General features: G+C 66.8%; 15 protein-coding genes and 1 riboswitch. Of the genes, 10 read left to right on the top strand and 5 right to left on the bottom strand.

Annotation, left to right across the window (positions count from 1 at the left end; all coding sequences use genetic code 11):
- Window positions 1–13 precede the first annotated feature (13 nt).
- On the top strand, window positions 14–700 hold the full coding sequence (locus tag AC1DIQ_RS13235; protein WP_121044340.1) for an alpha/beta hydrolase: 687 nt from the start codon (window positions 14–16) through the stop codon (window positions 698–700).
- Window positions 697–1,797 (top strand): cell division protein ZapE, encoded by a 1,101-nt coding sequence (zapE, locus tag AC1DIQ_RS13240; RefSeq protein ID WP_121044337.1) that lies wholly within the window; start codon window positions 697–699, stop codon window positions 1,795–1,797. The genes AC1DIQ_RS13235 and zapE overlap by 4 nt, the downstream gene beginning before the upstream one ends.
- A gap of 24 nt (window positions 1,798–1,821) precedes the next feature.
- On the opposite strand, the gene AC1DIQ_RS13245 is transcribed toward zapE, so the two are convergent.
- Window positions 1,822–2,643, bottom strand: coding sequence for a DUF2884 family protein (locus AC1DIQ_RS13245; protein WP_478050199.1), 822 nt, complete (start codon window positions 2,641–2,643; stop codon window positions 1,822–1,824).
- A gap of 579 nt (window positions 2,644–3,222) precedes the next feature.
- Between AC1DIQ_RS13245 and AC1DIQ_RS13250 the strand changes: the two genes are divergently transcribed.
- From AC1DIQ_RS13250 to AC1DIQ_RS13270, 5 genes are all read left to right on the top strand, one after another.
- Window positions 3,223–5,607: a ribonucleoside-diphosphate reductase subunit alpha gene (locus AC1DIQ_RS13250; RefSeq protein ID WP_121044335.1), complete on the top strand. Its 2,385-nt coding sequence runs from the start codon at window positions 3,223–3,225 to the stop codon at window positions 5,605–5,607.
- Between the two features lie 110 nt (window positions 5,608–5,717).
- Window positions 5,718–6,737: a ribonucleotide-diphosphate reductase subunit beta gene (locus tag AC1DIQ_RS13255; protein ID WP_121044332.1), complete on the top strand. Its 1,020-nt coding sequence runs from the start codon at window positions 5,718–5,720 to the stop codon at window positions 6,735–6,737.
- Window positions 6,738–7,167: 430 nt separating this feature from the next.
- A complete protein-coding gene (locus AC1DIQ_RS13260; protein ID WP_019184839.1) occupies window positions 7,168–7,581 on the top strand; it encodes an acyl-CoA thioesterase in 414 nt (137 codons plus the stop codon).
- 46 nt (window positions 7,582–7,627) lie between these two features.
- Entirely contained in the window at window positions 7,628–8,446 is an 819-nt protein-coding gene (locus AC1DIQ_RS13265; RefSeq protein WP_121044329.1) for an NAD-dependent protein deacetylase, read from the top strand.
- Between the two features lie 58 nt (window positions 8,447–8,504).
- A complete protein-coding gene (locus tag AC1DIQ_RS13270; protein WP_478050200.1) occupies window positions 8,505–9,653 on the top strand; it encodes an NADH:flavin oxidoreductase/NADH oxidase in 1,149 nt (382 codons plus the stop codon).
- Between the two features lie 48 nt (window positions 9,654–9,701).
- On the opposite strand, the gene AC1DIQ_RS13275 is transcribed toward AC1DIQ_RS13270, so the two are convergent.
- Window positions 9,702–10,634, bottom strand: coding sequence for a LysR substrate-binding domain-containing protein (locus AC1DIQ_RS13275; RefSeq protein WP_183073836.1), 933 nt, complete (start codon window positions 10,632–10,634; stop codon window positions 9,702–9,704).
- A gap of 223 nt (window positions 10,635–10,857) precedes the next feature.
- Here AC1DIQ_RS13275 and aceE point away from each other — a divergent pair, with 223 nt between their 5' ends.
- Together aceE and purU are read left to right on the top strand one after the other, a co-directional pair.
- On the top strand, window positions 10,858–13,530 hold the full coding sequence (gene aceE / locus AC1DIQ_RS13280) for a pyruvate dehydrogenase (acetyl-transferring), homodimeric type (RefSeq protein WP_478050201.1): 2,673 nt from the start codon (window positions 10,858–10,860) through the stop codon (window positions 13,528–13,530).
- A gap of 75 nt (window positions 13,531–13,605) precedes the next feature.
- The gene (gene purU, locus AC1DIQ_RS13285; RefSeq protein ID WP_121044317.1) at window positions 13,606–14,457 is read left to right on the top strand and encodes a formyltetrahydrofolate deformylase; all 852 of its coding nucleotides are present in this window, start codon (window positions 13,606–13,608) and stop codon (window positions 14,455–14,457) included.
- 131 nt (window positions 14,458–14,588) lie between these two features.
- Here purU and AC1DIQ_RS13290 read toward each other — a convergent pair whose 3' ends face one another.
- The 3 genes from AC1DIQ_RS13290 to metE all read right to left on the bottom strand — a co-directional run bounded on the left by AC1DIQ_RS13290 (window position 14,589) and on the right by metE (window position 18,325).
- Window positions 14,589–15,215: a nicotinamidase gene (locus tag AC1DIQ_RS13290; RefSeq protein ID WP_478050202.1), complete on the bottom strand. Its 627-nt coding sequence runs from the start codon at window positions 15,213–15,215 to the stop codon at window positions 14,589–14,591.
- Window positions 15,216–15,267: 52 nt separating this feature from the next.
- On the bottom strand, window positions 15,268–15,957 hold the full coding sequence (locus AC1DIQ_RS13295) for an epoxyqueuosine reductase QueH (protein WP_184997340.1): 690 nt from the start codon (window positions 15,955–15,957) through the stop codon (window positions 15,268–15,270).
- Window positions 15,958–16,027: 70 nt separating this feature from the next.
- Window positions 16,028–18,325, bottom strand: a complete 2,298-nt coding sequence (metE, locus tag AC1DIQ_RS13300) for a 5-methyltetrahydropteroyltriglutamate--homocysteine S-methyltransferase (RefSeq protein ID WP_478050203.1) — start codon at window positions 18,323–18,325, stop codon at window positions 16,028–16,030.
- 214 nt (window positions 18,326–18,539) lie between these two features.
- Window positions 18,540–18,773, bottom strand: a riboswitch (cobalamin riboswitch).
- A 103-nt stretch (window positions 18,774–18,876) separates the two neighbouring features.
- Between metE and AC1DIQ_RS13305 the strand changes: the two genes are divergently transcribed.
- The gene (locus AC1DIQ_RS13305; RefSeq protein ID WP_478050204.1) at window positions 18,877–19,659 is read left to right on the top strand and encodes a hypothetical protein; all 783 of its coding nucleotides are present in this window, start codon (window positions 18,877–18,879) and stop codon (window positions 19,657–19,659) included.
- The last annotated feature ends 5 nt before the right edge of the window (window positions 19,660–19,664 follow it).

Here is a 19,664-nt window from a genome sequence, read left to right on the forward strand (position 1 = left end):
GTATTATGACGCCATGCACAATCCCCCATTTCCCCAAGAAAGCGGTGCGCTGACGCTGGACGGACCGGTCGGTCCGCTGGATGTCGTGGTTGATCTGCCCGAGGCCGATGTCGCGGTGCAGCCGGTGGTGGCGATCGTCTGCCACCCCCTGTCCACCGAGGGCGGCAGCATGCACAACAAGGTGGTGACCATGGCCGCGCGCTCGTTGCGCGACCTGGGCATCGCCACCGTGCGCTTCAACTTCCGCAGCGTCGGCGATTCGGCCGGCAGCTTCGACAACGGCGTGGGCGAGCAGGACGACCTCAAGGCCGTTGCCGCCTGGGTCCGTGCACAGCGGCCGGGCCAGGACCTGTGGCTGGCCGGTTTCAGCTTTGGTGCGTACGTCTCGTTGCGCGCCGCGGGCGACCTGCAGCCGACCACGCTGATCTCGATCGCGCCGCCCGCCGGGCGCTGGGACTTCGAGGGCATGCAGCCCCCGGCCCAGTGGCTGGTGATCCAGGGCGAGGAAGACGAGATCGTCGATCCGCAGGCGGTCTATGACTGGCTGGACGGCCTGGACGCACCGCACGAACTGGTGCGCATGCCCGATACCAGCCATTTCTTCCACCGCAAGATCGTCGACCTGCGCGGCGCGCTCATCCATGGCGTCAAGCAGTGGCTGCCCAACGGCGCCTCCGACGCGGCCCCCGACGCAGCATGAGCGAGACCGTGATGACCCCGTCGCAGCGCTACGCCGATGGCGTGGCCCGGGGCGAATGGCAGAACGACCCGGCCCAGCACGCCGCCCTGGCCGAGCTGGACCGCATCCATCTGGCGCTGGTCGACAGCGCGCAGGACGGCTGGCTGGATCGCCTCTCCGCATTCTGGAAGAAGCCCGAGCCGGTCAAGGGCCTGTACTTCTGGGGCGGGGTGGGGCGCGGCAAGACCTTCCTGGTCGATCTGTTCTATGACGGCCTGCCGATCGAGCAGAAGTACCGCACCCATTTCCACCGTTTCATGCGTGGCATCCACGAGCGCCTGCGCGAGCACCAGGGGCAAAGCGATCCGCTGGCGAAGATCGCCCAGGAGTGGCGCAGCAAACTGCGCGTGCTGGTGCTGGACGAGTTCTTCGTCACCGACATCGGCGATGCGATGCTGCTGGCGCGCCTGCTCGAGCGCATGTTCGCCGAGGGGGTGACCCTGGTGACCACCTCCAATACCGCCGTGGAAAACCTGTACCTCAACGGCCTGCAGCGCGACAGCTTCATGCCCGCGATCGGGCTGCTGCAGACCTACTGCGTGGAGCTGTACGCCGAAGGCACCGAGGACTACCGCATGCGCGCGCTGACCCGCTCGCCGGTGTACCAGTCCCCGATCGATGCCGGCAGCGATGCCTGGCTGGCCGGCCGCTGGGCCGAGCTCAGCGGTGGGCAGCCGGCCAAGGCGGGCAACATCGAGATCGAGGCGCGCAAGATTCCGGTGCGCGGCCGCGGCAAGAGCATCGTCTGGTTCGATTTCAAGGCGCTGTGCGAAGGCCCGCGTGGCCCCTCGGATTACATCGAGATCGCGCACGAGTTCAACACCGTGCTGCTCGGGGACATCCCGCACTTCGACACACTCAACGAAGATGCCGCGCGCCGCTTCGTCAACCTGATCGACGAGCTGTACGACCGCCACGTCAACCTGGTCTGCACCGCGACCGATTCACCGGTCGGGCTGTATTCGGGCATCCGCCTGCAGGGCGCGTTCGAACGTACCGCCTCGCGCCTGATCGAAATGCAGAGCGCCGAGTACCTGGGCACCCCGCACCGCGCGTAGCTCCGCGCCATGCGTGGATGCTCTCTACAACGGCGGCAACACCAACGCATCTCCGCGCGGCAGTTCGTGCGCGATCGGCACCGCTGCGTCATCGTCGCGGTCCATCACCATCATCGCCAGCGGCTTGCCCTGGTAGCGCACCTCCAGCGACTGCTGGATCGCATCCAGCGCCAGCACCTGCGTGCACAGCGACTGGGCCTGCGCCTCCAGCGCCTGCCCGCGCGCCTCCATGCGGCGCTCCAGGTCGGCCTCCATCTGCTCGGCGCGGGCCTCGATCCGGTCCGAGCCGCCGGTCAGCATCGTCCACATCACGCCGCGGGCCAGCGAGGCCGACATCGACTCGGCGGCCTGCTCGATGCGCGCCTCGAACTGCTCGCCGAACAGATCCTGCTCCCAGATCCCGCGGCCAAGGGTACGGCCGACGTACGCGTGGGCATCCTTGCGCAGCCCGTCCACCTCGCGCGCCCTGCGGCGGCTGCCGGTCATGATTTCCACCGTGGCGCCCAGCGCATCGAAGGCGATGTCCGTGGCCTCGCCGGCCACTCCGGCCACGGCAGGCACCAGCTGGCGGGTGCCCCATTCGAGCTGGCGCAGGCGCTGGGCGTCGGCGTCGCTGACCGGGATCGGCTGGCGATCGATGTTCAGCTCGCCATCGTGGAAGAAGATCTCCGCCGGCACCTGCTCGCGGTTGCGCAGCCAGATCCCGCCGCTGTCCACCAGCACGTTGTAGGGCGTGCTCACCCCGCACTGGCGTGAGGAAAGCGCTGGCGCCTTGGTCCCGCCGGCAGCGGCAGCACCGGCCAGGGTCAGGCCCAACATCAGACAGCCGGTCAGGGGCAGGCGCATGGTCGCGTTCATATATAAGGAGGCGTATCAGAGCGTGGCACCCCGCAGCCACCCCGGCGCGGGTCGGAAGTCACCCTGACCGGCGGTCATTCGTTAGGCCGGTGTGAGGCCCGCTGTTCCGTTTTTCGCGACCCTGCGTCGCATCCGGCATCGACGTTTTGGCCTTGACTGCGCACTCGCTTTCGACGGGTCCAGACCGTTCGTCGGACGCCCTTCAGGCCCGGTCCTTGCGCCGCAAGGGATTGGAGAAATTCACTACATTTGGCGTTGACGACACCTGGTACCCCCACTATCTTGTGGCCGTCGGTACCGCCGACCACAAGTCGACGGGAGTATTGCCTTCACGCCGATGGCCTGAAGACCTACTGACAACCGCACGAAGTACAGCGTGTGGTGCCGGTCGCAGGATTCTCCGGGGGGAGAGGACCGGTGACGCAGGGGAACCGCCCGCAGGCTTGCCTGCCCGGGTCGCGGCTCCTGCGACGCCGATAGTCCACCCTGAGCATCTCTGCATCGGTTCCGGCGCCTGCCAGGCAGACCCCGCTGTACCACCCCAAATCACGCCAAGAGGAAAACGCCGTGAGCACCGAAACCAGCGCAGCTATCGATAAGGAAAGCGAATTCCTGCTGACCTCGCCGCCCACGGCGACCGCCATGAGCGTGACCAAGCGCAATGGCACGACCGAACTGGTGGACCTGAACAAGATCGTGCGCGCTGTACAGCGCTGCTGCGAAGGTCTGCATGCGGTGGATCCGATGCGCGTTGCGACCCGCACCATCTCCGGCCTGTACAACGGCGCGACCACCCAGGAGCTGGACGAACTGTCCATCCGCACCTCGGCGCTGCTGATCGGTGAAGAGCCCGAATACGGCCGCCTCGCTGCGCGCCTGCTGGCCAACTTCATCGCCAAGGAAGTGTCCGGCCAGGAAATCCATGCGTTCTCGCAGTCGGTCGGCCGCGGCCACGAAGTGGGCCTGATCAACGCGCGCCTGCTGGAATTCGTGCAGGTCAACGCCCGCAAGCTCAACGACGCGATCGATCCGTCGCTGGACCTGCATTTCGATTACTTCGGCCTGCGTACCCTGTACGACCGTTACCTGCTGCGTCATCCGCACACCCGCAAGGTGATCGAGACCCCGCAGCAGTTCTTCCTGCGCATCGCCAGCGCGCTGAGCGAAGACGTGCCGGAAACCCTCGCGCTGTACAAGCGCATGGGCAACCTGGATTACCTGCCGTCCAGCCCGACCCTGTTCAACTCCGGCACCACGCACGAGCAGCTGTCCTCGTGCTTCCTGCTGGATTCGCCGCAGGATTCGCTGGAGTCGATCTACGCCAAGTACGGCGATATCGCCCAGCTCTCCAAGTTCAGCGGCGGCATCGGCGTCAGCTACAGCCGCGTGCGTTCGCGTGGTTCGCTGATCAAGTCGACCAACGGCCATTCCAACGGCATCGTGCCGTGGCTGAAGACCATGGATTCGTCCGTGGCGGCGGTGAACCAGGGTGGCAAGCGCAAGGGCGCGGCCTGTGTGTACCTGGAAACCTGGCACGCCGATATCGAGGACTTCCTCGAACTGCGTGACAACACCGGCGACGAATCGCGCCGTGCGCACAACCTGAATCTGGCCAACTGGATCCCCGACCTGTTCATGCAGCGCGTCGAGGCCGACCAGGAATGGTCGCTGTTCGATCCGAGCGTGGTGCCCGAGTTCACCGATCTGTTCGGCGAAGCCTTCGAACAGGCTTACCTGCAGGCCGAAGCCCAGGGCAAGGCCCAGCGCACCATCTCCGCACGCAAGCTGTACTCGCGGATGATGCGTACCCTGGCCGAGACCGGCAACGGCTGGATGACCTTCAAGGACAAGTGCAACCGCGCCAGCAACCAGACGCTGCGCCCGGGCAACGTGATCCACCTGTCCAACCTGTGCACCGAAATCCTGGAAATCACCTCGGCCGAAGAGACCGCGGTGTGCAACCTGGGCTCGATCAACCTGGGCAATCATTTCGATGGCCACGGGGAGTTCGATTTCGACAAGCTGGCCGACACCGTGCGCCTGGCCGTGCGTCAGCTCGACCGCGTGATCGACCTGAACTTCTACCCGATCGAAACCGCCCGCCGCGGCAACCTGCGCTGGCGCCCGGTCGGCCTGGGCTGCATGGGCCTGCAGGACGTGTTCTTCCGCAAGCGTCTGGCCTTTGACAGTGCCGAAGCCCGCGCGCTGTCCAAGCAGATCGCCGAAACGATCTACTTCCACGCGCTGGAAACCTCGTGCGAGCTGGCCCAGGAACGCGGCAAGCACCCGTCCTTCGCCGACACCCGTGCGGCCAGCGGCGAGCTGCAGTTCGATGCCTGGAACGTGGTGCCCGAAGACACCGCACGTTGGGATGCCCTGCGTGAGCGCATCAAGGAACACGGCCTGCGCAACTCGCTGCTGATCGCGATCGCCCCGACCGCGACCATCGCCTCGATCGCCGGTTGCTACGAGTGCGTCGAGCCGCAGGTGTCCAACCTGTTCAAGCGCGAAACGCTGTCCGGCGACTTCCTGCAGGTCAACCGTTACCTGGTGAACGAGCTGAAGAAGCTCGGCCACTGGACCCCGGAAATGCGCGACGCGATCAAGCTGGCCGAAGGCTCGATCCAGGGCATCACCCAGATCCCGGAAACGCTGCGCCACATCTACCGCACCGCTTGGGAACTGCCGATGCGTTCGCTGATCGACATGGCCGCCGACCGCGGCGCGTTCATCGACCAGTCCGCCTCGCTCAACCTGTTCATGGAAAGCCCGAACATCGGCGCGATGTCCTCCATGTACATGTACGCCTGGAAGCAGGGCATCAAGACCACGTACTACCTGCGTTCGCGCCCGGCGACCAAGATCGCCAAGACGACCGTCAGCAGCTACACCCCGGTCGAAGCCGTCGCCTGCTCGCTGGAAAACCCGGAAAGCTGCGAGGCGTGCCAGTAAACAAGGCGTGCCGGCCCACCCGGCCGGCACCGCCGGGTGCACGGACGGAAAATCACACATTCGGTAGCTACCGACCGTTGGTCGGTAGTCGCCAAGAAGGACGAAACACCATGGCCGACAAGCCTGCTCAAATGCTGCTCGATCCAGGTTTTGAACTGACGTTGCGCCCGATGCGCTACCCGCAGTTCTATGACATGTATCGCAATGCGATCAAGAACACCTGGACGGTCGAGGAAATCAATTTCCAGATCGACATCAGTGACCTGCACGGCAAGATGTCGCCGGGCGAGCGCCACCTGATCCACCGTCTGGTCGCGTTTTTCGCCACCGGCGATTCGATCGTGTCCAACAATCTGGTGCTGAACCTGTATCAGCATCTGAATGCGCCGGAAGCGCGCATGTACCTGTCGCGCCAGCTGTACGAAGAAGCGCTGCACGTGCAGTTCTACCTGACCCTGCTGGACAACTACCTGCCGGATCCGGACGAGCGCGCCAAGGCGTTCGACGCGGTGGAGAACATCGATTCGATCAAGAAGAAGGCGGACTTCTGCTTCAAGTGGATCGATTCGATCCAGAACCTGAAGCGCATCGAGACCCGTGATGAGCGTCGCCAGTTCCTGCTCAACCAGATCTGCTTCGCGGCATGCATCGAGGGCCTGTTCTTCTTCGCGGCCTTCGCCTACGTGTACTACTTCCGTTCGCGCGGCCTGCTCAACGGTCTGGCCTCGGGCACCAACTGGGTGTTCCGCGACGAGAGCGCGCACATGGAGTTCGCCTTCGAGTGCGTGGATGTGATCCGCGAGGAAGAGCCGGACCTGTTCGACGATGCGATGAAGCAGGAGGTCTACGACATGCTGGCCGATGCGATCGAGTGCGAAGTGCAGTTCGCCGAGGACGTGCTGTCGGGCGGTGTGGCGGGCATTTCGACGCGTGACATGCGCCAGTATCTGCAGCATTGCGCGGACAATCATTTCCATCGCCTGGGCATGGAGAAGAAGTACAACGTGCGCAATCCGCTGAGCTTCATGGAGCTGCAGGATGTGCAGGAGTTGACCAACTTCTTCGAGCGTCGTTCGTCGGCCTACCAGGTGGGCGTGAAGGGCGAAGTGTCGTTCGACATGTCGTTCTGATCTGACGCTCACGTCGTGATTTCGAAAAGCCCCGGACATGTTCCGGGGCTTTTTTGTTTGCGCTCTACTTGCTTGAGCGTTGAAGCGTTGAAGCGTTGAAGCGTTGAAGCGTTGAAGCGTTGAAGCGTTGAAGCAAGAGCGTTGGCGTCCGGATGCTGCGAGTAGAAGTGACCCGGGCAGGCGAATGCTGGACCCGCCGTAAATACGTCCTTGTAGGCTCGTGGGCCGCATCCATGCGGCCCAACGGTCCTGCATTCGCCTACCCGGGTCACTTCCCATGGATCTTCCATTGCGGTTGGAAAGGCGGTTATTACCAACGTGCGCTGACCATCAATGCAGCCCTTGGTATCGCCAAGAACGCTGTACGCGACCCCCAACCATCCCCTGTCGTATCATCCGCGCCACCCCACACACATTCCCGGCCCCCGCCATGACCCCCATCCCTGAAACCATCCCGCCCATCGAAGTCCGCATGGCCGAGATCGTGTTCCCCAACCACACCAATCACCTGGGCACCCTGTTCGGTGGCCAGGCACTGGCCTGGATGGACAAGGCGGCGTTCCTGGCCGCCGCCCGCTACTCCCGCCGCACCGTGGTCACCGCGCGCTCGGACCAGGTCGATTTCAAGCTGCCGATCCGCATCGGCCAGATGGTGGAGACCGTCGGCCGCATCGTTGAAGTGGGCCGCAGCTCGATGAAGGTGGAGGTCGAACTGATCGCCGAAGACCTCCACACCGGTGAGCGCAAGCTGTGCACGCGCGGACACTTCGTGATGATCGCGCTGGATGCCGACGGCCATCCGACCAGCGTCCCGTCGCTGCCGGGTGACATCCCGGGCCCGTAAGCGGGCAGCGATTGCCTCTCTGTCCCTGCGCCCCCATCTGCTGATCATGAGCACACCTCTCGCCGAGTTCATCGACCGCGCCCAGCGCCTGTTCGTGCTGACCGGCGCAGGCTGCAGCACCGATTCGGGCATCCCGGATTACCGCGATGCCGATGGGCAGTGGAAGCGGACGCCGCCGGTCACCTACCAGGCCTTCATGGGCGAGCTGGCCACCCGCCAGCGTTATTGGGCGCGCAGCCTGCTGGGCTGGCCCCGGTTCGGGTGGGCCCAGCCGAACGGCACGCATGCCGCGCTCGCCGCGCTGGAAGCCCGGGGCCAGGTCGAGCTGCTGCTCACTCAGAATGTGGACCGGCTGCATCAGCGGGCGGGCAGCGAGGCGGTGATCGATCTGCATGGGCGGCTGGACCAGGTGCGCTGCATGGGCTGTGAAGCACGCACCCCGCGCGAGGCGTTCCAGCACCGGCTTCTGGCGCTCAACCCCGGCTGGGAGCATCTGGAGGCCGGGCAGGCGCCCGATGGCGATGCCGATCTGGAGATGGATTTCTCCGCCTTCCAGGTGCCGGCTTGCCCGGCCTGCGGCGGCGTGCTCAAGCCGGATGTGGTGTTCTTCGGTGAAAGCGTGCCGCGCGAGCGGGTCGCCACCGTCCACGACCATCTGCAGCGGGCCGATGCGGTGCTGGTGGTCGGCTCCTCGCTGATGGTCTATTCCGGGTTCCGCTTCGTGCAGGCGGCCGCCCAGGCCGGGGTGCCGATCGCTGCGCTCAACCGCGGCCTCACCCGTGCCGACGCGCTGCTGAGCCTGAAAGTCGACCAATCCTGCGCCGAGGCGCTGGCCTTCCTGCTGCCGGGAACCGCCGCCGCCTGAGCCGCTACGAAACACTGATCCACTGGCACGGTTGCCTCCGCCGCCGCACAGGAGTGCAATGGCGCCCGGTTACATTTCCTCTTCCCGAGTTCCCCCCTTGAGCCAGCTCTTCTCCTCCATCCCCTTCGGCCCGCTGACCCTGCCCAACCGCATCGTGATCGCGCCGATGTGCCAGTACTCCTGCGTCGACGGCCTTGCCAACGACTGGCACCGCATCCATCTCGGGCAGCTCTCGCAGTCCGGCGCCGGCCTGCTGATCCTGGAAGCCACCGCCGTGCTGCCGGAAGGCCGCATCAGCTGGGCCGATCTGGGCCTGTGGGATGACGCCACCGAAGCCGCGCTGGCCGCGGTCGTGGCCTCGGTCAAGCAGTGGTCGCCGATGCCGCTGGGCGTGCAGCTGGGTCACGCTGGCCGCAAGGCCTCGGTCAACAAGCCGTGGGAAGGTGGCGGTGCGATGGACCCATCCGATCCGCGTGCCTGGCCCACGGTCGCGCCGTCTGCGCTGCCGTTCGCCAAGACCGACCCGACGCCGACCGAACTGGACCTGGCCGGTATCGATGCGGTGGTCGAAGCCTTCGCGGCTGCGGCCCGTCGCGCCGAACGCGTCGGCATGGACCTGATCGAACTGCACGCCGCGCACGGGTACCTGCTGCACCAGTTCCTGTCGCCGCTGAGCAACCGCCGCGAGGATGAGTACGGTGGCTCGCTGGAGAACCGCATGCGCCTGCTGGTGCGCGTGTTCGATGCCGTGCGCGAGGCCGTCTCCGATCGCATCGCGGTGGGTGTGCGCATCTCCGCCAGCGACTGGGTGGCCGGCGGCTGGGATATCGAGCAGACCACGACCCTGGCGCATGTGCTGGACGCGCGCGGCTGCCAGTTCCTGCATGTCTCCAGCGGTGGCAACGACCCGCGCCAGCAGATACCGCTGTCGCCGGGCTACCAGGTGCCGTTCGCGCAGGCGATCAAGGCGCACAAGCTGCGCATGCCGGTCATCGCGGTGGGCCTGATCACCGAGCCCTCGCAGGCCGAATCGATCCTGCGCCATGGTCATGCCGATGCGATCGCGCTGGCCCGCGGCATCCTCTACGACCCGCGCTGGCCGTGGCATGCCGCCGCGGCACTGGGCGATTCGGTGGCTCCGGCACCGCAGTACCTGCGCTGCGAACCGCGCGAAGCCCGCGGTGTGTTCATCGCGCCGGAACGCTGAGGCGCTGAGATCGGCAGGGGCGGCGGCGTATCGCGGCGGCCCCTGCGCTCAGCCGGCGTCCACTCGCCACGCCGGCGGCAGCCCCTCGATGATGTGCTGCATCAGCGCCCGCACCTTCGGGGTCAGATCGCGGCGATCGCTGACGCACAGGAACAACCGCATCGGCTCCGGTGAGGCCTGGGTGCTCTGCGCATCGCCGGGTTCGAACAGCGCCTGCAGCTCGCCGCGCGCGAGATAGGGCGCGGCCACGAATGCCGCCAGCCGGGTGATGCCGCCGCCGGCCACCGCCATCGCGGCCAGCGCATCGATGTCGTCGCTGACCAGCGCCGGGGCCACCTCGGCATCGAAGCGCATGCCGTCGCGTACGAAGCCCCACGGCAGATAGCGCCCATCCAGCGGGTAGCGCAGCAGCAGGCAACGATGCTCGCGCAGCGCCTCCGGTGTGAGCGGAACGCCGGCCCGCGCGAGATACGACGGTGCCGCGCAGAACACGAACGGCACCTGCGCGATCGGCCGGGCCACCAGGCCTTCCTCCAGCTGCGGTTCGATCCGGATGCTCACGTCCACGTCTTCGTGCGCGTGGTCGACGCTGCGGTCGGTGAGCAGCAGCTCGATCGCCAGGCGGCGGAAGCGGGCCTGCAGCGCGGGCAGCAACGGGGCCAGCGCGTGCCGGCCGAACGCGGTGCTGCTGGCGATCCGCAGCCGCCCTTCAGGCGTGGCATCGAGGTCGGTCACGGCGGCCTGGGCGCGCTGCAGGTCGCGCTCGATGTGGCGCACCTGGGCGAGGTACAGCGCACCGCGCTCGGTCAGGGCCAGGGTACGGGTGGTGCGGTTGAGCAGGCGCACGCCCAGATGGGCCTCCAGCCGGGCGATGTTCTGCCCGACCGCTGCCGGGCTGACCCCCAGCGTGCGCGCGGCTGCGGCCAGGCTGCCGGCGTCGGCGGTCCGGATGAAGCTGCGGATTGACTGGAGAATGTTCATGCTGGCCGCCATTCTCGCGCTCCATTGGAAAGAATTTCTTTATAAAGCGCCAAGCCCATCCGGTCTACCCGCCCTGCGGCCCCCTGCTTATCGTGCCTGTCCCGCAACCGCCAGGTTGCCCGCTCGCCCGGCTCTGTTGCCCGGGCGACGCCGCGTCCGCGCTGTGCCGCCCCCGCTGCCGTCGCGTCCTGCGCACGGCCTGGCCGCCTTCCCCGGAGATGACATGAACCCAGCGCTCGCCCCCCTCGATACCGACCCGCAGGAAACCCAGGAATGGCGTGAGTCGCTGGAGGCGGTCATCCACGCCGCCGGCCGCCCGCGCGCGCATTACCTGATGGACCAGTTGACCGAGCTGGACACGGCCCGCCATGGGGATCTGCATGGCCGCGTCTGGACGGCGTATACCAACACCATTCCGGTCGAGCGCCAGCCGGCCTATCCGGGCGATCTCGGCATCGAGCGCCGCCTCAACGCGATGATCCGCTGGAACGCGATGGTCATGGTGCTGCGCGCCGGCAAACACTCCAACGTGGGCGGCCACATCGCCACGTACCAGTCCGCGGCGGTGCTGTACGACGTCGGCTTCGATCACTTCTTCCGTGGCCGTACCGACACCTTCGATGGCGACATGATCTACATCCAGGGCCATTCGGCGCCCGGCATCTACGGCCGCGCGTTCGTCGAAGGCCGCATCGCACCGGAACGCATGGACAACTTCCGCCGCGAATCCGATCGCGAGGGTCTGTCTTCGTATCCGCACCCGCGGCTGATGCCGGACTTCTGGCAGTTCCCCACCGTCTCGATGGGGCTGGGTCCGCTCACCGCTGCCTACCAGGCGCGCTACATGCGGTATCTGGAATACCGCGGGCTGAAGGAGCACCAGGGCCGCAAGGTCTGGGCGTTCCTCGGCGATGGCGAAATGGACCAGCCCGAATCGCTGGCCGCGATCTCGGTGGCCGGCCGCGAGCGCCTGGACAACCTGGTGTTCGTGGTGAACTGCAATCTGCAGCGGCTGGATGGCCCGGTGCGCGGCAACGCCAAGGTGATCCAGGAACTGGAAGGCACCTTCCGCGCCGCCGGCTGGAATGTCATCAAGGTGATCTGGGGCGGCGGCTGGGACGCGCTGCTGGCCAAGGACCGCACCGGCCTGCTGCGCCAGCGCATGATGGAATGCGTGGATGGCGACTACCAGACCTTCAAGTCGCAGAACGGTGCCTACGTGCGCGAGCATTTCTTCGGCAGGTATCCCGAACTGCTGGCGCTGGTCGCGGACCTGAGCGATGACGAGATCTGGGCGCTCGCCCGCGGCGGTCACGATCCGCAGAAGGTGTACGCCGCCTACGCGCAGGCCGTCGCCGGCAATGGTCGCCCGAGCGTGATCCTGGCCAAGACGGTCAAGGGGTTCGGCATGGGCGAGGCCGGTGAAGGGCAGAACATCAATCACCAGCTCAAGAAGATGAGCGTCGATGCCGTGCGTGCGTTCCGTGACCGGTTCGATCTGCCGGTCAGCGACGACCAGCTGGAAGACATGCCGTACCTGCGCCCCGCGCCGGGCAGTGCCGAGGAGCGCTATTTCGCGCAGCGTCGCCAGGCCCAGGGCGGCCAGCTGCCCGCGCGGGTGACCCACGTCGATCCGTTGCCAGTGCCGGCGTTGTCGGCGTTCGCCACCCAGTTGCAGGGCAGTGGCGAACGTGGCCAGTCCACCACGATGGGCTTCGTGCGCATCCTCACCACGCTGCTCAAGGACCCCGAACTGGGCAAGCTGATCATTCCCATCGTTCCCGATGAATCACGCACGTTCGGCATGGAAGGCCTGTTCCGCCAGATCGGCATCCACTCCTACCTCGGCCAGTTGTACACCCCGCAGGACGCCGGCCAGCTGAGCTATTACAAGGAAGCCAAGGACGGCCAGATCCTGCAGGAGGGCATCAACGAATCCGGCGCGATCTGCTCGTGGATCGCCGCCGGTACCGCGTACAGCAACCACGGCCTGGCCACGATTCCGTTCTACATCTTCTACTCGATGTTCGGCCTGCAGCGCGTTGGCGACCTGGCCTGGGCGGCTGCCGATGCACGTACCCGCGGCTTCCTGCTCGGCGCCACGTCCGGCCGCACCACGCTGATGGGCGAGGGCCTGCAGCACGACGACGGCCACAGCCACGTGCTGTCCTCGGTGATCCCCAGCTGTGTGTCCTTCGATCCCACCTACAACTTCGAACTGGCGGTGATCATCCAGGACGGCCTGCGCCGGATGTACGTGGACCAGGAAGACATCTACTACTACATCACCGTGCTCAACGAGGCCTATCCGCACCCGGCACTGCCCGAAGGCAGCGAAGCAGGCATCCTCAAGGGCCTGTACCTGCTGCATCCCGCTGCCGCCGACAGCGACCCCGCGCTGCGCGTGCAGCTGATGGGTAGCGGCGCGATCCTGCGCGAAGTCGAAGCCGCGGCGACGCTGCTGCAGCAGGACTTCGGCATCGCCAGCGATGTGTGGAGCGCCACCAGCCTCACCGAACTGCGCCGTGATGGCCTGGCGGCCGAGCGCTGGAACCTGCTGCACCCCGTGGAGGAGCCGCGGGTGCCATATGTGCAGCAATGCCTGGCCGCGCACCCGGGCCCGGTGATCGTGGCCACCGACTACATGAAGATCGTCGGTGACCAGATCCGGCCCTTCATCGACGGCCGCCGCTTCACTGCGTTGGGCACCGATGGCTTCGGCCGCTCGGATACGCGCGAGTCACTGCGTACGTTCTTTGAAGTGGACCGCCACTTCATCGTGCTCGCCGCGCTCAAGTCGCTGGCCGACGAGGGCCGGATCGAACGGGCCCAGCTGCAGGTGGCGATCGACCGCTATGGCATCGATGTGGAGAAGGTGGATCCGGTGTCGGTGTAGTCGCGGGGCCCGCTGCCCTTGGTTGCATCTGAGAGCATCGTCCGCAGCCCGGCGGTGCTCGCTTACACTGGTCGGATGCGCCCCGATTCCATCCTCACCCTGTCATGCCCGGACCGTACCGGGATCGTCTACCGTGTGTCCGGCCTGCTGTTCGAGCTGGGCTGCAACATCCTCGATGCCCAGCAGTTCGGCGACGACGAGAGCGGCCGGTTCTTCCTGCGCGTGCATTTCGACCGTGCCGCCGAGCAGTCACTGGGCGACGTGGAAGCCCGCATGGCCACCCTGGCCGCCGAGTTCGGGATGGACTGGCAGCTGCATGACGCCCGCCGTCGTGCGCGCCTGCTGGTGCTGGTGAGCAAGCAGGGGCATTGCCTCAACGACCTGCTGTTCCGCGCGCACAGCCGGCAGCTGCAGGTGGATATCGCGGCGGTGGCCTCCAATCACGAGGACTTCGCTGCCCTGGCCGGCTCCTACGGCGTGCCGTTCCATCACCTGCCGGTCAACGCGGACAACCGCGCCGTGCAGGAGCAGCAGATCATCGATCTGGTCGAGCGCGAGCAGATCGACCTGGTGGTGCTGGCGCGTTACATGCAGATTCTGTCGCCGCGCCTGTGCGAGGCGCTGGCCGGGCGCGCGATCAACATCCACCACAGCTTCCTGCCCAGCTTCAAAGGCGCACAGCCGTACCACCAGGCACACGCGCGCGGGGTCAAGATCATCGGCGCCACCGCGCACTATGTGACCCCGGATCTGGACGAAGGCCCGATCATCGAGCAGGACGTGGCGCGCGTGGATCACGCGATGACGCCACGCGATCTGGTGCGGCTGGGTAGCGATACCGAATCGCAGGTACTGGCGCGCGCGGTACGGCGGCATGTGGAGCACCGGATCCTGCGCAACGGGCATCGCACGGTCGTGTTCCGCTGACCGGTAGGTACCGACCGTTGGTGGGTACGACACTCCGGTAGTGCCGGCCGGCACCAGACGGTCGTTCTTTGATCCGGTAGGTACCGACCGTTGGTCGGTACGCCGTTCCGGCCGGCGCCTTGACTCGCCCGTCAGATCAGCGCGATTTTCGCCTTGGCCAACGCCTCGCGCACCATCCCATCATTGGCCTCGGTCACCGGCCGGGTCAGGTCCCAATGGAACTTCACCCGGAACCCGGACTTCACCGCATCCTGCGCGCTCCACAACACGCAGTAATCGCGCGCCAGACCGCACACGTGCACCTCGCGGATGCCGCGTTCGTGCAGCCACCCGGCCAGGCCGGTCGCCGGGCGGGTGCCGTCAGGACCATGGTTCTCGCGGAAGGCGCTGTACGAGTCCACCTCACGCCGGGTGCCCTTGCGCAGGATCAGGTCGGCCACCGTCCAGTCCACGCCCGGATGCAGCACGGCGCCGTCGCTGCCTTGTACGCAGTGATCCGGCCACAGGGTCTGCGGCTGCGCGTGCAGCAGGATCGCCTCGAACGGGAGATGCCCCGGGTGCTGGCTGGCGAAGGAGGCGTGGTCGGCCGGGTGCCAGTCCTGGGTCGCCACCACGGTGGCGTACCGGCGTTCGGCGAGCACCGCGGCGATGCCCGGTACGATCGCATCGCCGTCCACGCAGGCCAGTGCGCCACCAGGCATGAAGTCCGGCTGCAGGTCGATCACGACCAACGCGACATCGGCGGGGTAACGGCTCATGGCGGCTTCACGGCTGTGGGGGCGTCCAGTCTAGCCGACGCCCCCGCAACGGTCAGTCGGCGTCGCCCTGCTTCGAGGTCCCGTCGCCGTAGTACAGCACGCCCAGCTTGATCCGCTCGCGGCCGGTCTCGCGACGGTGGCGGTTGGCGTCGCGCAGTGAGTACACGCAGCCGCAGTATTCCTGTTGATAGAACTGCTCGCGCTTGCTGATCTCCACCATCCGCGCGGCGCCGCCGCCCTTGCGCCAGTTGTAATCCCAGTACTGGATGCCCGGGTAGTGTGCGGCGGCGCGGTGGCCACAATCGTTGATCTGGTTCATGTCCTTCCAGCGTGAGATGCCCAGCGAGCTGCTGATCACCGCAAAGCCGTTCTCGTGCGCATACAGCGCGGTGCGCACGAAGCGCATGTCGAAGCACATCGTGCAGCGGATGCCGCGCTCGGGTTCGTTCTCCATGCCGCGGGCGCGGGCGAACCAGTTGTCGGTGTCGTAGTCGGCGTCGACGAACGGCACGCCATGCTTCTCGGCGAAGCGGATGTTCTCCTGCTTGCGCAGTTCGTATTCCTTCACCGGGTGGATGTTGGGGTTGTAGAAGAAGATCGTGTAGTCGATGCCGGAGGCGGTGATCGCCTCCATGACTTCGCCCGAGCACGGCGCGCAGCAGGAATGCAGCAGTAGCCTGGTGTGGCCGTCGGGAAGGGACAGGGTCGGGCGGTCGATCGGTGTCAGGTCATGCGGGTTCATGCGTTTCTCGTCGACCCCACCGCCGGCAACGGCGGCGCTGGGGTCCTTGGGGCTGTCTACAAGGGTCGGATCAGGCGGCGTTGGCGTCGGCGGTTTCCTCGCGCAGTTCGCGCGCGGCGGCCACCAGCGCTTCCAGCGCGGCACGGGTTTCCGGCCAGCCACGGGTCTTCAGGCCGCAATCCGGGTTGACCCAGATCTGCTCGGGACGCAGCACCTCGGCGGCCTTGCGCAGCAGTGCCAGCATCTCGGCCTTGTCGGGTACGCGGGGGGAGTGGATGTCGTACACGCCCGGGCCGATCTCGTTGGGATACTGGAAGCGCACGAAGGCATCCAGCAGCTCCATGCGCGAGCGCGAGGTTTCGATCGAGATCACGTCCGCGTCCATCGCAGCCACCGAGTGGATGATGTCGTTGAACTCGGAATAGCACATGTGCGTGTGGATCTGGGTCGCATCGCGCACGCCGCTGGCACTGATCCGGAAGGCTTCGACTGCCCAGTCCAGGTACTCGCGCCACTGCGCGCGGCGCAGCGGCAGTCCTTCGCGGATCGCCGGCTCGTCGATCTGGATCACGCCGATCCCGGCCGCTTCCAGGTCGGTCACTTCATCGCGCAGGGCCAGCGCGATCTGGCGGCAGGTATCCGCGCGCGACTGGTCATCGCGCACGAACGACCACTGCAGCACCGTCACCGGGCCGGTCAGCATGCCCTTCATCGGCCGCTGGGTGAGCGACTGCGCGTACTGCGACCAGCGCACCGTCATCGGCTGAGGGCGGGTCACATCGCCGAAGATCACCGGCGGCTTCACGCAGCGCGAGCCGTAGCTCTGCACCCAGCCATTCCTGGTGAAGGCGAAGCCATCGAGCTGCTCGCCGAAGTACTCGACCATGTCGTTGCGCTCGAACTCGCCGTGCACCAGCACGTCCAGCCCGATCTGCTCCTGCACGCGCACGCAGTGCTCGGTCTGGGTGGCCAGGAACGCATCGTAGTCCGCATCGGAGAGCTTGCCGGCCTTGTTGCGGGCACGCGCCTCACGGACCTCCAGCGTCTGCGGGAACGAACCGATCGTGGTGGTCGGGAAGCGCGGCAGCTTCAGCGCGGCGGCCTGGGCCAGGTGGCGTTGCGGGTAGCGGCTGTGGCGCTGTGCATCGGCCGGGGTCAGCGAGGAAAGGCGCGCGGCGACGGCCGTGTTGTGCACGCGCGGCGAACGACGGCGCGATTCGATGCACGCACGCGAATGAGCCAGCGGTGCTTCGGCACGCGCCGGTGCATCGATCGCGTCGGCCAGTACGCGCAGCTCGCCGAGCTTCTGCCGGGAGAACGCCAGCCAGCTGCGCAGTTCGTCATCGAGCTTCTTTTCGTGGTCCAGATCGACCGGGGTATGCAGCAGCGAACACGACGGCGCCAGCCACAGCGCATCGCTGCCGACATGGCCGTGCGCGTAGCGCGCCAGCACCAGCGCGTTGTCCAGGTGGGTGCGCCAGATGTTGCGGCCGTTGACCAGCCCGGCCGACAGCACGCGACCGGCCGGCAGCGCCTTGATCACCGCATCGAGCTGTTCCGGCGCACGGACCAGATCCACATGCAGGCCATCGATCGGCAGCGAGGCGGCCAGCGCGAGGTTGTCCTCCAGCGCACCAAAGTACGTCGCCACCAGCACCTTGGGGCGGGCAGCCTGGGCCAGTACCGCGTAGGCATGCTCGTAGGCAGCACGTGTGGCCTCGTCCAGGTCCTGCACCAGCAGCGGCTCATCCAGCTGCACCCACGCCGCGCCGGCCGCCTTGAGCTCGCCCAGCAGCTGCACATACACCGGCAGCAGTGCATCCAGCAGGTCCAGTGCGTTGCTGCCGTCGGTGGTCTTGGACAAACGCAGGAAGGTCACCGGGCCGATCAGCACCGGACGGGTCTCGATCCCCAGCGCCTTGGCCTGGCGGTATTCGGCCAGCGGCTTGTCGCCGCGCACCGTGAAGGTCTGGCCGGCGTGCAGTTCGGGCACCAGGTAGTGGTAGTTGGTATCGAACCACTTGGTCATTTCCAGCGCATGCAGGTCGATGCCATCGCGCTGCAGGCCACGCGCCATCGCGAAATAGCCGCTCAGCGGCTCGGCATCGGCGAGCGCGCGGTAGCGGGTCGGGATCGCATCGAACAGGAAGGCCGCATCCAGCACCTGGTCATACAGGCTGAAATCGTTGCTCGGCGGCACATCCACGCCGGCCTCGCGCTGCAGCTGCCAGTGGCGTTCACGCAGCTCGGCCGCGGTGTCCTGCAGCGACGCGGCGGTGCTCTCGCCGGACCAGAAGGCTTCGAGCGCGCGCTTGAGTTCGCGCTTGGCGCCGATGCGCGGAAAACCCAAATTGGTAACAGTGGTCATTGGAACGTGTCCTCATTGCGTAGGGGCATTGAGGAACGAAGGAACCGCGCGCCGTCCGGGGCCTTGCAGCCCGTTCCGCCCCGCCAGCGACCTTCGCCCCCGCGGGCGAACCGGATGCCGTGAAGCGGACGCACGGGGGCAGCGCCATGCAGGCGGCATGGCGGCAGGCCCCGGCAACCTCCCCGCGGACGTTCCAGGTCGAATCGGAGGACGGTCATGTCCTCCGGCCGGGGCCGGTATTCGGGCTGATGGACACGGGCGCGGGCGCCCACCTAGTACCTGCCGCTTCCCAGGCGCGAAGGCCCAGTGCTGTTGGCAGGAGTCGTTTCCATTCACCGCTGCGGGGCAGCTCCGGAATGGGCGCGCGAGGCGCCTTCACCGGATTCCCGTTTAAATCCATCCCTTCATCTGAATGAAGCGATGGATACCTTCGGCGAGCACAAGGTAGGCCGAAGGCGAGCGATGGTCAAGTCGTCTGCCCGATTCACCCCACTGCATCCAAACCACCGTCAACTGCGTATCTCCCTGCAAGCCCGCCCGTTTGGACCCCCATGCGCCAGCCCTTGCCCTGCCTGATCCTGCTGCTGTCGGTGATCGCCGCCCCCGTGAGTGCCGCCGCGCAGACCGTGCAGCGCCAGGAAGGCCGCGCGTACGCCACCGCCGATGGGCGCCTGCTCTACCGCGAGACCCATTGGCTGCAGGGGCCGGCAAGCGCACAGTCGCGGCTGGTGCTGTACCGCTGCAGCGACGGGCGCCCGTTTGCGCGCAAGTGGATGACCCCGCAGGGCAGCCCGCAGACGCCTGATTTCACCTTGGACGATGGCCGCGATGGGTATCAGGAAGGCGTGCGCGGCGGTGCCGCTACCCGCCAGGTATCGGTCCGTGCCAGCGCGCAGGCACCGACATTCAGCCGCGCCATCGCGGTTCCGCCGGGCGCGGTGGTGGATGCCGGTTTCGACGCGGCGGTGCGCAGCCATTGGGCGGCGTTGCAGGCGGGGCAGAGCGTGGCGTTCCAGTTCCTGCTGCCCAGCCGTCAGCGCCTGGTGCCGCTGAAAGTGCAACGCACGGGTGCGGTGACCTGGCAGGGTCAACCTGCCGAGCAGCTGCAGATGAAGCTCGATGCGTGGTTCGGTTTCGCGGTGCCCCCGGTCACCCTGATCTATGCCACCGCGGACCAGCGGCTGCTGCAGTTCACCGGCACCGGCAACGTCCGCGATGAGAAGGGCAAGTACCCGCAGGTGCGGGTCGAGTTTCCGGCGGCTCCCGTTGCCACGCCTGCGGCCGAGTTGTCCGCCGCGCGTACGCAGCCGCTGGTGAAGACATGCGGTGCCTGAGCGCC

It is taken from the genome of Stenotrophomonas sp. 05L413 (assembly GCF_056397945.1).

Excerpts from the sequence above, each read along its gene's own strand:
- AC1DIQ_RS13235 (WP_121044340.1), top strand. The coding sequence starts at position 14 with ATGCACAATCCCCCATTTCCCCAAGAAAGCGGTGCGCTGACGCTGGAC.
- zapE (WP_121044337.1), top strand. The coding sequence starts at position 697 with ATGAGCGAGACCGTGATGACCCCGTCGCAGCGCTACGCCGATGGCGTG.
- AC1DIQ_RS13245 (WP_478050199.1), bottom strand. The coding sequence starts at position 2,643 with ATGCGCCTGCCCCTGACCGGCTGTCTGATGTTGGGCCTGACCCTGGCC.
- AC1DIQ_RS13255 (WP_121044332.1), top strand. The coding sequence starts at position 5,718 with ATGGCCGACAAGCCTGCTCAAATGCTGCTCGATCCAGGTTTTGAACTG.
- AC1DIQ_RS13260 (WP_019184839.1), top strand. The coding sequence starts at position 7,168 with ATGACCCCCATCCCTGAAACCATCCCGCCCATCGAAGTCCGCATGGCC.
- AC1DIQ_RS13265 (WP_121044329.1), top strand. The coding sequence starts at position 7,628 with ATGAGCACACCTCTCGCCGAGTTCATCGACCGCGCCCAGCGCCTGTTC.
- AC1DIQ_RS13270 (WP_478050200.1), top strand. The coding sequence starts at position 8,505 with ATGGCGCCCGGTTACATTTCCTCTTCCCGAGTTCCCCCCTTGAGCCAG.
- AC1DIQ_RS13275 (WP_183073836.1), bottom strand. The coding sequence starts at position 10,634 with ATGAACATTCTCCAGTCAATCCGCAGCTTCATCCGGACCGCCGACGCC.
- aceE (WP_478050201.1), top strand. The coding sequence starts at position 10,858 with ATGAACCCAGCGCTCGCCCCCCTCGATACCGACCCGCAGGAAACCCAG.
- purU (WP_121044317.1), top strand. The coding sequence starts at position 13,606 with ATGCGCCCCGATTCCATCCTCACCCTGTCATGCCCGGACCGTACCGGG.
- AC1DIQ_RS13290 (WP_478050202.1), bottom strand. The coding sequence starts at position 15,215 with ATGAGCCGTTACCCCGCCGATGTCGCGTTGGTCGTGATCGACCTGCAG.
- AC1DIQ_RS13295 (WP_184997340.1), bottom strand. The coding sequence starts at position 15,957 with ATGAACCCGCATGACCTGACACCGATCGACCGCCCGACCCTGTCCCTT.
- metE (WP_478050203.1), bottom strand. The coding sequence starts at position 18,325 with ATGACCACTGTTACCAATTTGGGTTTTCCGCGCATCGGCGCCAAGCGC.
- AC1DIQ_RS13305 (WP_478050204.1), top strand. The coding sequence starts at position 18,877 with ATGCGCCAGCCCTTGCCCTGCCTGATCCTGCTGCTGTCGGTGATCGCC.